We start from the raw sequence: 14,556 nt of genomic DNA on the forward strand, positions 1-14,556 counted from the left end.
TGTAATGAATGAAAGATCTTATGTTCAGATTAACAATAGCGCTTGCGTGTTTCAAGTCATTGGAGTAAAGGAGTACAATCCACTCCAAATAAGAAGAGTTTTATGCATTACTTACTAGTTTTTATGACCTTTGCAGCTACTTTAGTAATCAGTTGTCGAGGGAAGAATCTAGGCAAGTTGGCAGTGATGTAGTTTCCTAACCCATCAATGGCATAACTTTTCCCTTTTTTTAAAGCTTTCATTGCAGTATCTACAACTTGCTCTGATGTTCTTATGTTTTTGGCACCAAATTCTCCAGAAACTTCAAAAAAATTCGTAGCAGTTGGTCCTGGACAGATGGCTAGGACTTTTACACCCTTTGGTTTTAATTCACTCCACAAGGCTTCTGAGAAGGATAGAACAAAAGCTTTTGTTGCTCCGTATACAGCCATTTTTGGGAGTGGTTGAAATGCTGCTGTGGAAGCGATGTTAATGATAGCTCCTTCTCTCTTTTTTTCCATGTCTGTTGCAAAGAGGTATGTCATATCTACGAGAGCACTGACATTTACCATGATCTGTCCATGCGCTTGGTCAGGATCATTATGTATAAAACTGCCAACTTGTCCAAACCCCGCGTTATTAATAAGCATATCTACATGAAGATTAAGATCGTCCACCGCTTTTTTGACTTCTTTTGCAGCGTTTTCTTTACTTAGATCTGAAACAACGACATAAGTTTGTACGCCATATTTTTCATTGTATTGCTTAGCTAATTCTTCTAACTTCTGTTGTGTACGAGCGACTAAAATTAGATTCATTCCTTGTTCAGCCAGCTTATTAGCAAATACTTCTCCAATGCCAGAAGAGGCACCTGTAATGAGTGCTGTTTGATTTTTATACTCCATTATGTATTCTCCCTTTTTCTTTCAATTAAACCATTTACACGCTTTATTTTCAAATAACAGTTTTCCAAATTTTGAGAGCGAAAATCAGTCAGTATTGAAATAAAAAGGAAGCCCAGTTAACGTATACTTTCTATCACATTCCATAAACCACATTTATTAACTTATCTGGATTTCTTACGATATATATTTCTTTTACTTTATTATTTTCAAATCGATAAGTTATAACATTTACTGGTATTTTGTTTTCATAAGCTATAAATCCAGGTTGCCCATTAATGTTGGTTAATTTATTTTCGGCTTTTTGAGTTGCTTTTCTTGAGATACCTAATAGGAAAGATAAAACTCTAGAGCGAGATTTGATTGGATTTATTGCTGCTATCACTTTTCCTCCACCATCGGTATATAGGACTACATCTTCTGACAATAATTGAGTTAGCTGTTGTGTGTTTTCAGTAGATAATGCATTTAAAAATCTTGTGACGATATTTTCATTTTCCTCATAGGTGAAGCTGGTTTCTCTTTGATTAAGATTAATTTTTTGCTTTGTTCGGCTAAAAATTTTGCGGCAGTTGGATTCTGTTTTTTCTGTGATCTCTGCGACTTCTTTATAATCTAAGTTTAATACCTCTCGTAAAATGAATACTGTTCTTTCGATAGGTGTGAGCTTTTCCATCATATATAAATAGGCAGTAGAGAGGTATTCTTTTCCTATGATTTCTCTAGAAGGGTCTTGATGAGTATGATCTATAACTAACGGCTCAGGCAACCAAGGTCCCACATATACTTCTCTTTTTTTTCGCGCTGATTTTAAAACGTCTAGGCAACGATTGGTAGTAATTTTACAGAAATACGCTTTTGTATTTTCGATGTGTTCAAGATTTCTTGTACTTGCTGTTACAAACGTATCTTGAACGATATCCTCAGCATCTACAATCGTTCCTAACATACGATAGGCTATGGAAAATAATAATGGTCGATAGGAATCAAATTGCTCATTCATGTGAGCTCCTCCTTTCATGACAGCAAGTGAACTCGTTTAAACAAAGTTTAATAAAGGACTGTTCCTCAGTTCATCCTGTATAAGTTAAGTCTCTTGCTTCTTCCAAAATGGCATCTGCTGCAGACTTGGCGCTGGTGATCGAGGCATCTGCTAACAGTCCGCCTGTAGTCACCCAATCTCCTGCTATATATAATCCTGGAATTTCAGGAATTTCTGAATTTATTGTAGGCATATTTGTTAATGGCATTGCATTACAAACCGTTATGGAAGGTAAGAAACGTTGGAAAACGACTTCTTTTTCCCAGTCTGGTTCAAGGACACCTAAAAATTTCTTTAGTTGATTGTGGATTTTCTTAGAATCTAGTTCCTCATCTACAGATAAGTACCTACCAAGATGAATGACATGGAGATTTTTCTCTGTTACTAAATTAGCTACTGCTGATTGATTGGAATAATAGAGTGGTTCATCGAGACCTAATGCAAATTTAACATTAAGGTTGGTTGTTTTTTTCAATACGATATCCCAGAAAGCGCCTTTTACTGGTAGGCAAAGGTCACGATGTTGTTTTAAAGTAGATGACAACTGTTTAGATTTAACCATGGATAATGTATTTGCTGGTGTGGATGTAGAAATGACATGTTCTGAAGTAAATGTCTCATCTAAATTATCGATTACTGTGATATTGGGATTTGTTCCTTGTAGTTCAATGATATGATGATTTTCTTTAATGGTTACTCCATGTGATAAAGCCTGTTGTTTAAGTTGGTCAACAATTGTTTGCCATCCGCCATCTAAATATCGCACTCCAGTTAAACCTAACTTTACTTGTTCAATAATTATACCAGCACTTGATCGTTTTGGATCATTGCAATAAGAGGAAAGTCTACATAACATGTAAAATAATTTTTTTACCTTCTCTTCCCTTAAATGAGCTTCAACCCATTCATATAAACTGATATTTTTTATGAATTGAGCATTTATTTTGTTTAACCCACTTACTAATTTAATGAATTCTCTTTTTTCTTTCCATTTTAGTAGTTTGGATGTTAATAAAGCAACTGGACTTAGTGTTAATGGATAGGTTTTATTTTCATACAATAATGTCCCTTTTGACAATGGAGAACCACCATTTAATTTGATATTTAATTCTTCAAGAATTTTTACACCGGGTCCATTAGGATATATGGCATGTGGTCCTAGATTTAATAAGCCACCTGCTTTTTCTATTGTAGTAGCACGACCCCCGACTTGTTTTGATTTTTCAAGAAGAAGTACCTTTTTATGTGCTTTGGCTAAAATAACGGAAGCAGTAAGCCCTGCCATCCCTCCACCTATAATGATGACATCCCATTTATGTTGATTTTCATTCATTTATATTCACTCTCCTCTTTGTTTTACTTACATAACGAGGAGTGAGAATGTTTTGTGACATTGATATGAAAGGTTCACATATTATTATTTGGATTGTTTTTGATACATATTTATATCAAATAAGTTGTTTAGTAAAGTAGGAAGTTCATTTTGTTGATATTCCTTTTTTGTTTTTTCACCATTTCTCGTTGTGATGATCTCATGATTGGTTAAAGTAATTCTTCCTGTCTCTGTTGCTCGTGTTACAATCTTTTTTTGAGTAAAGGGAGATTCTGGACTGGTTTGATTCCATTTGCAAACCTCTTCAAAAAATGAAAATATTCTAGGTGAAGTAGTGAAACGATAGACAGGTGTCCATTCCTCGTTTAAGTATTTTTGTAAGTGTAAAAATTCCCCTACAGGATAAACTCTATATTTTCCACTGATATCTTCAACGATCTCACCAGTAAGAGGCACTGGACTACGAACTGTATCCCCAGCTGCAACCTCTGTCAAGTAATCCACCCCTTTTAAAGTAACTATATTGGTTAAATGAGTATGATTTCTGTACCACTGATCTTTTTCTTTAGCAACCGTAGATGAAATCATTGTGACTTCATAACCAAGTTGCTTTAACAGCCAATGGAACAATCCATTCACTTCATAACAGAAACCACCTCTATAATTTCGTACGATTTTCTGATAAATCTGAGATAAATCTAGTTGTACAGGTGCTTTATTGATTACATCCAAATTTTCAAAGGGGACATGATATAGATTTTGTATTTGTAATAATTTTAAATCTTCAATCGCTTCCCCGGTTAAAGATTGAACTTTGATTCTTTTTAAATATTCATTTACGTTCATTTCTTTATTTATAGTCATTTAATTTCACTCTCCTTTTTTGAATACATACACGACGAGTGGATTTAGCGTTTTGTGACATGATAAGAATATTTACCACTATCATTTTATTTTGATGGGACATCTATCATTCCAGCTTTAACACTTGGGTTAGAGGTTTTATGAAAGTATCGTTTGCTTATCATAGCCATAAAAACAGCTAAAAGTAGTATGAAACTTAATATTGATACGGCTGGTATCGTTCCGGTTTTGGGAATCATCACTGTAAAGCTTCCGATCAATGTGATGCGAAGCATAAGTCCTATCGTTTCAAATAAGCTGTTCACTCTTCCTATTTTTTCATTAGGGATCGTTTCCATCATTAGTGTATTTCGTGCTACTCTAGTACTTGCATTACCAAAACCTCGAAATATTGAGAGAATTAGAAATAGCAAGGTAAATGGGAAGATGGAGACAAGAATCATAGAAATCGTAAAGGTAACGATGCCTATGAGGATAATCTGTACATTGCCAAATCGTTTGATGAACAAAGGGATTAGGATTCCTGCCAGAAGAGAGCCGATCCCAAATAACATTCCTTGTAATCCATAAATACTTCCACTTGCTTTCAGTGTTGATTCAATATAAATGGGAAAGAGATAATTTGTAATCATGACTGTAATAAATGGGATGAGAGCAGATAATAAGAAGAAAAACAGCAGCGGCTGATCTTTTAGGTAATCATATCCTTCACGCATTTTTCTCCAAAATGATTTTCTTTCAGTATGGGTTCGATTGGATTGGATGTATGGGATGGTGGATAAAATCACAAACGCAATCGTATAGGTAATGGCATCTATGAATAAGATCCAATGTAAGTCTAGTCTACCAAGTAAGATACTCGCAATCCCTCCAGCAACGATGAAAGTAGATAGTTGCCCTTGAATTTCCATCATTCCATTTAAAGTTTTGTATAAACTGCGGTCAAAGATTTCTTGATTCATTGCAAACATCGTTGGATAAAATAATGAAAAATAAAATGATCCTGTGAGAAACAAAATGACCAAGTGCCAAGTCTGATATTCAACGCCGAAAAATCCGAACAGTGAAAATAGTCCAACCATTGTAAAACCAATCATCTGACTCCATAGTAATAATTTCTTTCTGGATTGGTAATCTATCAGATTACCAATTAGGGGTGCTGCAAAAAATAAAACGATGGTTGTAATCAATGAAACATACCCAAAAGCATCTGCTCCTCCTTCCTTAGAGACAAATACCCATGGTATAGCAAACATCGTAATTCCTGAACCTATGGAAGAAAAAACATTAGCGGTTAAAATTTTGATAAAACGATGATCTTGAAATATGGAAGTCATGATGGATGGCACCTCTCCTTATTTTTAATGTCTTTATATGTAAATTATAAGCTTCATCGGATGTAAACACCTCATCACTAAGCTTTAAAATGAACTACAACTTTCGTATGATATAATGACAAAAAAGAAAAAGTGATCTTAATAGTTATGTAATTTAATAAAGAAAGTGGCTATTTTATATGAATATAAATATTCCCTGTTTTACAAACGACTGGGCGATGGTTTTAAAAGAAGAAGTAGAAAAAGAGTACTTTCAACAATTGATGAAGTTTTTACAAGAAGAGTATGAAACTCGGGATATCTATCCCAATAAAGAACATATTTTTAATGCTCTACACCATACTTCATATGAGAATACAAAGGCAGTTATCCTTGGACAAGATCCATATCATGGAGCGAAACAAGCACATGGTTTAAGTTTTTCAGTACAACATGGAATACAGATCCCCCCATCTTTAAAAAACATATTTAAAGAGTTAAGTAATGATCTAAGTATTCCAATACCTAAACATGGTTGTTTGGAAAAATGGGCTGAACAAGGTGTTTTATTATTAAATACGGTATTAACGGTCCGAGAGGGACAAGCTCATTCGCATAAAGGGAAAGGGTGGGAGACGTTTACGGATCAAGTGATGCTTTCATTAAATGATCGTCCTGAACCAGTTGTGTTTATACTATGGGGTAGACCGGCTCAATTAAAAAGGAAGTTAATTACTGCACCACAACATTATATTATTGAAGCTCCTCATCCTAGTCCATTGTCTGCACATCGAGGTTTTTTTGGCAGTACACCATTTTCAAAAGTGAATGCATTTTTGAGGAAGAAGGGAACAGAGGAAATAAACTGGGGTGAGATTTAGAAAATATCCATTGTAGTTGCCATAAACATGGTAAAAATAGTATAATATTAAGTGATGAAGTGGAATACTGATAAAAGAAACCGTCAGATGCTGCAAACACCCGACGGTCTCATACAATAGCCGCAGTTAATGCGGTAGGCATAAAGTCAATTTTGAGATAGACCGCAACCTAATGGCAAATAGAAGGCGGTCTATTTCCTATTTTGAAACGACAGCATTGCAACAATAAGCAATCCAAACGTTAACATCAATGATATCGCTTGATACACTGTCATTGGCCTCACCCCCTTTATTGAGGGATAAGCCCACCGCCCTTAGCCAACTACTGTACGAACTAAATTATAACATAATTTCCCATACTATATTTTCCAATGTTTTCAAACTCTTATTATATGGGCGGAAGTCACAATGTTCTAGTATAATTAATAAGGGGGTGGCATTCATTTGAAAAAAGCATTTAAATTGTTTGTAATTTTATTATTAATTGTAGGTCTTTCTCTTGCATTATTTCTAGCGTATATGACCATTACGGAGGAAATTCCTGAAGATGTTATTAAGTTGGAAGTTGAAAATAACAACCAAATGGTATTGAAGCAGGGAGAGCCATTTAGTACGACTATTTTCAATATTGGATATGGAGGATTGGATAAGGAGCAAGACTTTTTTATGGATGGGGGAAAAGGCTCACGTTCAAGTAGTGAAAAGCAAACGTTGAACAATCTTGCAAATACTCAAAGTTTTTTACAAGATGCAGATTCTGATTTTATTCTTTTACAAGAAATAGATGTTAAAGCTAGTAGATCCTATAATACGAACCAAGTAGCTATGTTTAAAGAGCGTTTAAAAGGTTACGGTTCAACCTTTGCTTATAACTATAATACTCCATGGGTACCCGTTCCGATTTTAAATCCAATGGGATATGTCAATAGTGGGCTGCTTTCTTTTTCTAAGTATAAGATAGATGAGTCTACAAGATACCAGCTTCCAGGAAGAGAAAAGTGGCCTGTTCAATTATTTGAATTAGATCGAGCCATTATCGAAACCAAAATACCAGTTGATAACGGGAAATATTTATGGATGATAAACGTTCATTTATCGGCGTACGATAAAGGTGGGAAAATAAGAGCTCAACAAGTCACTTTCTTAAAAGAATATATGAATGAACTCTACAAAAAAGGTGATTATGTTGTTTTAGGTGGTGATTGGAATCATCTGCTGTATGATGCTCAGTTAAATGACCCGAAATTTATGGAGGAATGGCCTGAATGGCTCGTGCAATTGCCAGAAGATTTTACCGAGGGAGAATTTCAATGGGTGGTTGATCCTACTGTTTGGACCGTTCGTGATAACGCAATACCATTTGTGGAGGGAGAAAGTTTTGTAACAATCATTGATGGATTTTTAGTGTCACCGAATATTGAAATTGTAGATGTAAAGGGACATGATTTAGGATTTGAAAATAGTGACCATAATCCCGTTACTACAATATTAAAGTTAAAATAATTAACTCAGATATAAAAAGTAAAATAAGAGGGGGTATATTTTTCCTTGTTTCAAACTCTCTCTTTATGCCAAAGTAATTACATCTTAGAAACTTGATTGCAAAAAGAAAAGATTCCACTGCTCGGCTTTAAAGAATTCATGATTAGCATATTACTTATAAATATTTTAAGTAATAATGCTTCACGAAATGATGAATGCCAAGTGTAGGGGGTCTTTTTTTTATTGGCTTTGTGTTGATGGAGGTGAGTATAGGAGAATGAAGTAGCCGTTTTATTATATTGGGAATGAGCAGTACAAATGAATAGGAATAGGAACAACATTTTAAATTGAAAAGGTAAGAATGAAGAGTTTGGGTAAGGAAGTTGCCCATAGGGGATGAGAATGTGTTAATAACTGAATATTTTGAAATTATTGAGCGTTTTATGCTTACTATCTCCCCTACTAACAAGGTGGAGAAGCATAAACTTGCTGAGGAAGTAGATCCAGAGACTATGATTATTCGTCACATAATGGATTCTCGAAGGTTTCAAACACCTTATCAGTATGTAAAGCAATGCCAATTTGAACTAGAGTATGTTGATGTTACAGCAGTGAAAACCCTAGAACAAGTAGATCGATTAAGTAATTCATTATATGAAGAAAGATCTCTTTCAAATGCAGAGGGATTGGAAGAGCGGAAGTCTATACATGTGGAATCATTTACTTTTACCACTCCTGTTCATGTAGGAGAGAATGTATCATGCACTGGAGTATTAACTGTAACAGAGACAATTTCTTTACCACAGGAAACCTTTGAGAAGATGAGAAACATCCACAATACGTATAGACAATTAAATGAAGGAGGAATGTAAGATGTCAGGAGGAACTTGGAGTCCAATTTCTTTACCAAATCAACCAGGATTATATTTAAATTTTGTAGAATCAGCAGTAGCACAAATTCAAGGGGGAAGTCGTGGAACCGTAGCGATCCCACTATTAAGTTATGGTGATGCAGCAGAAGCTGGGAAAGTCTATTCTATAGAAAAAGAAAGTGAAGCATACCAATTATTTGATACTGAAGGAGTGCAATCCATTCAGTTAGCTTTACAAGGTGGAGCAAAAGAGGTGCTCGTTTACACGATGCCTGATTCGCCACAAGAAGCAGATTACGCTGCGATGCGTGATGTTCTGGATACCTATCCATTTAATGTGTTTGTATTCGATGGTGAAGCAGATGCAACACAGCAATCAAATACACAAACGTGGGTGGAGGACAATCGAGATGAAGGAAAACATTTCTTGGCAGTATTAGGACGTAATGATGATGCTACAGTTCCAGTAACCAGACAGTATGGAGATGACTACATTGTTCATCTTATTAACGGAGTGAAAAAAGGAGATAACGAATATACATCTGCTCAATTTGCCCCTTATATTGCTGGTTTTATTGCAGGAACAGCCATTAATAAATCTATTACTTATGCTCAAGTTTTTGTAGATGATGTGAATGTTCGTTACAAAAATTCAGATGTAAAAACAGCTTTAGAAAACGGTGCACTCGTTCTTGTCCACGATGGAGACAAAGTGAAAATTGAACAGGGTATTACTTCATCAGGAAGTAAAATCAGAGCCATTGGTGCAAGACAAGCAGTGGCAACAGATGTTGCAAAAACAGCAGCTGATTCTTATATAGGTAAATTAGATAATAATGAAGATGGTCAGAAAGCACTTATGTCGGCGATTAAGGCGTACCTTGAAACATTAGAAAATTCAAATGTTTTAACGGATATTCTAGTAGAGCTTGATCCTGATCGAGTTTCTGCAGGAGATTCGGTTTTCTTACGTATTAGTTATAGAGAGCTGGATTCTATGGAACGTATTTTCCTGAATATCAACATTTAAAATGAATAAGAAGAAAGTGAAGGTGATTATAGATGGCTTTAGATGCAACTCGTACGATTAACGGTACTTTTGGTGAAGTGTGGCATGATGGTGAATGGTTAACAAACATAAAAAGTGCTGAAGCAACAGTAGAATTGAATAAGGAAGAAATTCAACGTGCAGGTACACGCTGGGTCGCTCATAAAGTAACAGGACTTAGTGGAAGTGGTACCATGACTGGATATAAAGTAACTACAGAATTTATTGAAAACATTGGTAAAATTGCAGATGACCGTAGTGGAGTATTTGTGACCGAACTTATTCTAGCGTTAAAAGACCCAGAGTCATTTGGTGCGTATCGTGTACGTCTTAAGGGTGTACAGTTTGACAACATTCCACTGATTAACTATGAAGTGGGTGCAATTGTGGAAGAAGAACTTCCATTCACATTCACTGGATATGAATTATTAGATACGATTAGTGAAGCATAAATTTGATCAAAATGAAAGGCGAGTTTTCCCTAGACTCGTCTTTTTCACATTTATAAACGAGAGGATGGACCTTGATGAAGAGTAAAAAGAATGCAGAAGCAGTATTACGTACTCTATTGGATGCAGATTTAAGACCTGAGAAACAAGTATTTATGAAACGCTTTAAGATTGATTTTCATATTCAAGCACTAGATGGGAAAACGATTAATAAAATTCGTGAGCAGGCTAGTTTTCCAGTTAAAGATGGAGAAAAGCAAATTGATGATGAAAAGTTTGGTGCATTAGTAATTGAAAAAGCATGTCTCATCCCAAATTGGACAGATGGACAGTTATTAGAAGCTTTTGGTCCAACACCGATAGATGTGATTCAGAAACGTTTGTTAGCGGGAGAAATTGCTAAATTATCAAATGAAATACTATCACTGTCAGGATTTGCTGATGAGGATGAGAGTTTAGAAGAAATAAAAAACTAATTAAATCAGGTGGCACGCCCTCTTTATTTCACATCATTTTTCAGCGTCATGGACTGCCTCCTGATGAACTTTATGACAAACCGATCGGAGCACAACGATTTATCTTTGCTTCAATGCTTTTGCAGTTAGAGGAAGAAGAGAAAGAACAGAAACGTTTGCAGCGTTTAAGGAAAGGAGGGGTATGATATGGCAAGAGCAGCAGAATTAAACGTGACAATGAATCACTATGAGAAACTAATTAATCCAGTAGATCAAGTGTATAAGAAAGTAACAAACATGTTTGCACAAACAAATCAATGGATCAATAAATCTACTGGAGTAGTAGATCGTTTAAAAGTCCAATCAAAAGCATTGAATACTAATGTAGAGAAAGTAAAATCTACTATATCTGAAGTACAAAATGTTGGTGATGTAGCACAAAATACTTGGCAAGATACAGTAAATTTAGGAAGTACATTGAAAAATACTTTTAAAGAAGCGCAAGGTTTTGGAAGCACTATGATAAAGTCATGGCAAGAAGCAGAGAACTTTGGTCAACAAGTGAAAGGCATTTGGTCTGAAACAGGCATCAAATCAACATGGAATCAAACAACAAGTCTTGTAGATACATTAGAAGGTTCTTTGAAAAACGTAGAAACATATGCAGATAAAGCAAAAGGGGCATGGGGTCAATTTAAGGAGATTTCAGGTTCTATAAAAGGGGTTTGGAACAATCCTGAAGATGAATCTTCTAACAAAGTTGTTGTACTTGACAAAATAGAAGAGAAATTGACACCAGTATTTCAAAAGACTCTTACCTTTGTTAACAATTCACTTCAAACCGTACAAAAAACCAAGTCAATTCTATCCAAGGTTGGTCAATTTGGAAAAACGGCACAAAACACATGGAAAGAGGGCTTAGAAGTAAGTAAAGTACTTCAAGGGACATTTCAAGAGGCGAAAAATGTAGGCAAGACGATGAAGGCAACGTGGAATGAGACCGGAAAATTTGGAAATCGAGTAAAAAGCATTTGGTCTAGTTCAGCTAGTGTAGGAGATAAGATTATGGCAACTTGGCAAGAGGCTTCTGCATTTGGCTCCACTGTAAAGGAGGCTTGGAATCAAGTATCATCCTTTGCTCAAACGTTAAAAACGACATTTGATAGTGTCCAAAAATTTGCAAAGACTGCGAAAGGAACGTGGGATCAAGCAAAAAAAATTCCTGGGCAATTGAAAAAAATATGGAAGAACCCTGTTGAGTCAGCAAACAATTCCGAGACTGCCAAAAACAACAAGAAGACCAAGAAACAGGCGAAAGAGCCTTTAAATAAAAGAACCAAGAATCCATCTGTTGAGAAAGCGAAAGATCGCCCAATTAAAAAAACCAACCGGAAAAAGAGAAGAAAAAGAAGAGGTGTTGCTGGTTTGGTAGGAGGTATAGCAGGAGATTTATTAGTAGGTGGAGGAAGTGGTGAAGGTAAATGTTGCTGTGATGGGGTACCCTCTGCAATTCATGCAATAGGAGCCTCTAAATCAGTGACATCGAATCAACTATCCAAATCCAATAAACAGCTTGCCAAGGTGACTTCAAACAATACTTTAAATTTGGTGAAAAACGGTAAGTCCGTTGCTAAGGGAGCGACAAAACGTATACCGATAATTGGCACATTACTAAGTGCTGCAGACATTGTTACCGCAAAAGATAAAAAGCAAGCCATTGGAGAAACAGCAGGTGGTGTGATTGGAGCTACCCTAGGAGGCACCATTGGTTCAGTCATCCCTGTTATTGGTACTGCAATAGGTGCAACTATCGGAGGTGCGCTTGGCTCCTGGGCTGGCGGGAAACTAGCATCTATGGATATGGACAAGGTGAAAGAAAGGTTTACTTCAATAAAAGATACTGCAATAAACCAACTAGTTAAGATGACAGACTTAGGGCGGTCTACTATGGAAAAAGTGCAAGAATTCGGTTCCTCAATTTTGGATAAGACCAAAGTATTTGGTACATCGATCTTAAATGAGGCAAAAGAGATGGGTTCTATACTAGATTTCTTTGATTTCAGTAGTGATATAAATAAGAATGGTAGTGTTCCACAATCACATACTCCATACCATTCCAATGTTACCAATATGTACTCAAATGATTCCGTTGAAAGTAACGATCTTGGGAAACAGACGGGCAACAACACATTTCACGTAACAGTAAATTACACAGGAAATAATGATGAAATGGAGCATGATGTAGACAAAATAGTGGATACAATGGTTCGTAAACTTCGAATAGCAGGTATGTCATTCGTGTAGGAGGTGATTACTGTGCAATTTTGGCTAACATTTAATAACGGAGCTGAAAAATTACAATTACCAGTAAATCCAGACCGAATCGAGGCAACAAGTGGCCATCAATATTCCGATGTTCAAGTCTCTCAATTTGGAGAGTACACTGTCATAGGTGATAAGCAGCTTAGGGAATTTCAAATTTCATCCTTTTTTCCGAGGGATTACCACTCGGTTTATTGTGAATATGAGACGTTGCCTGATCCTTGGTTAACTGTAAAAAGAATTCGCTCATGGCAACAATCGGGAGAACCAGTGCGTTTCATTGTCACTGAAGGGTTAGGTGAAACTGATAAAATCAATGTGCTGGTCACGATACGATCCTTTCAATATGAGGAAAAAGCAGGGAGCCCAGGTGACGTCTATTATAATATGGCCCTAAAAGAGTATCGATTTTTGAATTTTAAAAAAGTAGAAGATGAACCTACACTGCAAGAAGCACGTCCAGGTTCGAAAAATTCGGTAAGTAACTACATCGTGAAGAGCGGCGATACATTGTGGAAGATCGCTCAATCCACACTCGGTAATGGGAGCTTGTGGACAAACATTCATAATGCCAACATTGATGTCATAGGACCTAATCCTAATCAGATTATACCAGGGCAAAAGTTGGTGATACCATCATGAATGTAGAAATTCAGTATAACAATGATATATACCTAGATCCGATAGTTACTTCCATTACATGGTCCGGAGATAGTAAACAGGCATTTCGCAAATTAGAGCTTCAGTTATCAAATACAACAAATGGGAAAGAACCAACCGTTAGTATAGAGAAAGGTAAACTTTTGAAATTTTCAAAAGATAGCGAGGAATTATTTAGAGGAGTGATCTTCTCGCATTCTATTCAAGCAGATGGGAATATGAGTGTTACAGCCTATGATGAGAATATTTATTTAACAAAGAATGTAGATACGAAGAAGTTTACCAATATGACAGCCTCTTCAATCATCAAACAGTTATGTAACGACTTCGGTATTTCCTTTGGATCTATTGAAGATACAGGATATGTCTTTCCTAAATTAATCATGAGAAATAAAACCCTTTGGGACATGATGAATACCACCTTAACCGAGACAAATAAACAAATCGGGAGGCGTTTTATTTTATTCTCCAAAGAGGGGAAGTTACAACTCATCGAACGAAAGAGGAATGTCGTCGAATGGTCTTTACAAAATGGATTTAATATTTTAAACGCATCCTCTTCCGAGTCTATTGAAGATGTACGAAATCAAGTCAAAGTGATTAGTGGAGATCATGAAGATCAACCTATCTCAACAGTCGTTGAAAATCAAACTTTAATTAATAATTATGGTTTAATGCAGCATATCGAGGAGAGCGATGTAGATCAAAACTCCTCACAAGTCCAACAGTTGGCGAATCAATTGTTAAAAGACTTGAGCAAAGTGAATGAGGAAGCAGAGATAGAAGCCTTGGGAAATGAAGAAGTGATAGCTGGGTCAGTGATTCACGTCTCTGAAACCATGACGAATTTAACAGGCAATTATCATATATCTACCGATACTCATACATTTCAAGACAAAGTACACCGTATGAGACTAAAGGTGGAAAATTTGAGTTAACCAAATATATAAA

At 36.0% G+C, this 14,556-nt stretch carries 15 protein-coding genes; 9 read left to right on the forward strand and 6 right to left on the reverse strand.

Translation table 11 applies throughout. The features are described 5' to 3' along the window. Window positions 1-107: 107 nt before the first annotated feature. The 5 genes from VQL36_RS01390 to VQL36_RS01410 form a co-directional block, all read right to left on the reverse strand. Window positions 108-884 (reverse strand): SDR family oxidoreductase, encoded by a 777-nt coding sequence (locus VQL36_RS01390; RefSeq protein WP_349247594.1) that lies wholly within the window; start codon window positions 882-884, stop codon window positions 108-110. 133 nt (window positions 885-1,017) lie between these two features. Continuing rightward, entirely contained in the window at window positions 1,018-1,884 is an 867-nt protein-coding gene (locus tag VQL36_RS01395) for an RNA polymerase sigma-70 factor (RefSeq protein ID WP_349247595.1), read from the reverse strand. A 70-nt stretch (window positions 1,885-1,954) separates the two neighbouring features. Next, window positions 1,955-3,256, reverse strand: coding sequence for a phytoene desaturase family protein (locus tag VQL36_RS01400; RefSeq protein WP_349247596.1), 1,302 nt, complete (start codon window positions 3,254-3,256; stop codon window positions 1,955-1,957). Between the two features lie 84 nt (window positions 3,257-3,340). Next, the gene (locus VQL36_RS01405; RefSeq protein WP_349247597.1) at window positions 3,341-4,120 is read right to left on the reverse strand and encodes an arylamine N-acetyltransferase family protein; all 780 of its coding nucleotides are present in this window, start codon (window positions 4,118-4,120) and stop codon (window positions 3,341-3,343) included. A gap of 86 nt (window positions 4,121-4,206) precedes the next feature. Further along, window positions 4,207-5,457, reverse strand: coding sequence for an MFS transporter (locus VQL36_RS01410; RefSeq protein ID WP_349247598.1), 1,251 nt, complete (start codon window positions 5,455-5,457; stop codon window positions 4,207-4,209). A 179-nt stretch (window positions 5,458-5,636) separates the two neighbouring features. On the opposite strand from VQL36_RS01410, the gene VQL36_RS01415 reads away from it, so the two are divergent. Continuing rightward, a complete protein-coding gene (locus VQL36_RS01415; RefSeq protein WP_349247599.1) occupies window positions 5,637-6,317 on the forward strand; it encodes a uracil-DNA glycosylase in 681 nt (226 codons plus the stop codon). A 191-nt stretch (window positions 6,318-6,508) separates the two neighbouring features. Here the strand turns inward: VQL36_RS01415 and VQL36_RS21090 are convergent, their stop codons facing one another. Next, on the reverse strand, window positions 6,509-6,592 hold the full coding sequence (locus VQL36_RS21090; protein ID WP_413789549.1) for a putative holin-like toxin: 84 nt from the start codon (window positions 6,590-6,592) through the stop codon (window positions 6,509-6,511). A 169-nt stretch (window positions 6,593-6,761) separates the two neighbouring features. On the opposite strand from VQL36_RS21090, the gene VQL36_RS01420 reads away from it, so the two are divergent. From VQL36_RS01420 to VQL36_RS01455, 8 genes are all read left to right on the forward strand, one after another. Beyond that, entirely contained in the window at window positions 6,762-7,820 is a 1,059-nt protein-coding gene (locus VQL36_RS01420; RefSeq protein ID WP_349247600.1) for an endonuclease/exonuclease/phosphatase family protein, read from the forward strand. Window positions 7,821-8,203: 383 nt separating this feature from the next. Beyond that, a complete protein-coding gene (locus VQL36_RS01425; protein WP_349247601.1) occupies window positions 8,204-8,671 on the forward strand; it encodes a hypothetical protein in 468 nt (155 codons plus the stop codon). Between the two features lies 1 nt (window position 8,672). Beyond that, a complete protein-coding gene (locus tag VQL36_RS01430; RefSeq protein WP_349247602.1) occupies window positions 8,673-9,701 on the forward strand; it encodes a phage tail sheath subtilisin-like domain-containing protein in 1,029 nt (342 codons plus the stop codon). A gap of 32 nt (window positions 9,702-9,733) precedes the next feature. After that, on the forward strand, window positions 9,734-10,171 hold the full coding sequence (locus VQL36_RS01435) for a phage tail tube protein (RefSeq protein WP_349247603.1): 438 nt from the start codon (window positions 9,734-9,736) through the stop codon (window positions 10,169-10,171). 74 nt (window positions 10,172-10,245) lie between these two features. Beyond that, complete coding sequence (locus tag VQL36_RS01440; protein WP_349247604.1) at window positions 10,246-10,644, forward strand: phage tail assembly chaperone; 399 nt, start codon at window positions 10,246-10,248, stop codon at window positions 10,642-10,644. 186 nt (window positions 10,645-10,830) lie between these two features. Beyond that, window positions 10,831-12,927, forward strand: coding sequence for a hypothetical protein (locus VQL36_RS01445; RefSeq protein WP_349247605.1), 2,097 nt, complete (start codon window positions 10,831-10,833; stop codon window positions 12,925-12,927). A 12-nt stretch (window positions 12,928-12,939) separates the two neighbouring features. After that, window positions 12,940-13,587 (forward strand): LysM peptidoglycan-binding domain-containing protein, encoded by a 648-nt coding sequence (locus VQL36_RS01450; protein ID WP_349247606.1) that lies wholly within the window; start codon window positions 12,940-12,942, stop codon window positions 13,585-13,587. Beyond that, window positions 13,584-14,543 (forward strand): hypothetical protein, encoded by a 960-nt coding sequence (locus VQL36_RS01455; protein WP_349247607.1) that lies wholly within the window; start codon window positions 13,584-13,586, stop codon window positions 14,541-14,543. The genes VQL36_RS01450 and VQL36_RS01455 overlap by 4 nt, the downstream gene beginning before the upstream one ends. Window positions 14,544-14,556: the final 13 nt, after the last annotated feature.

Origin of the sequence: Chengkuizengella sp. SCS-71B (assembly GCF_040100845.1) — a bacterium.
Taxonomy (GTDB): Bacteria; Bacillota; Bacilli; order Paenibacillales; family KCTC-33759; genus Chengkuizengella.

Coding starts and splice junctions, on each gene's coding strand:
- VQL36_RS01390 (WP_349247594.1), bottom strand. CDS start 884: ATGGAGTATAAAAATCAAACAGCACTCATTACAGGTGCCTCTTCTGGC.
- VQL36_RS01395 (WP_349247595.1), bottom strand. CDS start 1,884: ATGAATGAGCAATTTGATTCCTATCGACCATTATTATTTTCCATAGCC.
- VQL36_RS01400 (WP_349247596.1), bottom strand. CDS start 3,256: ATGAATGAAAATCAACATAAATGGGATGTCATCATTATAGGTGGAGGG.
- VQL36_RS01405 (WP_349247597.1), bottom strand. CDS start 4,120: ATGACTATAAATAAAGAAATGAACGTAAATGAATATTTAAAAAGAATC.
- VQL36_RS01410 (WP_349247598.1), bottom strand. CDS start 5,457: ATGACTTCCATATTTCAAGATCATCGTTTTATCAAAATTTTAACCGCT.
- VQL36_RS01415 (WP_349247599.1), top strand. CDS start 5,637: ATGAATATAAATATTCCCTGTTTTACAAACGACTGGGCGATGGTTTTA.
- VQL36_RS21090 (WP_413789549.1), bottom strand. CDS start 6,592: ATGACAGTGTATCAAGCGATATCATTGATGTTAACGTTTGGATTGCTT.
- VQL36_RS01430 (WP_349247602.1), top strand. CDS start 8,673: ATGTCAGGAGGAACTTGGAGTCCAATTTCTTTACCAAATCAACCAGGA.
- VQL36_RS01435 (WP_349247603.1), top strand. CDS start 9,734: ATGGCTTTAGATGCAACTCGTACGATTAACGGTACTTTTGGTGAAGTG.
- VQL36_RS01440 (WP_349247604.1), top strand. CDS start 10,246: ATGAAGAGTAAAAAGAATGCAGAAGCAGTATTACGTACTCTATTGGAT.
- VQL36_RS01445 (WP_349247605.1), top strand. CDS start 10,831: ATGGCAAGAGCAGCAGAATTAAACGTGACAATGAATCACTATGAGAAA.
- VQL36_RS01455 (WP_349247607.1), top strand. CDS start 13,584: ATGAATGTAGAAATTCAGTATAACAATGATATATACCTAGATCCGATA.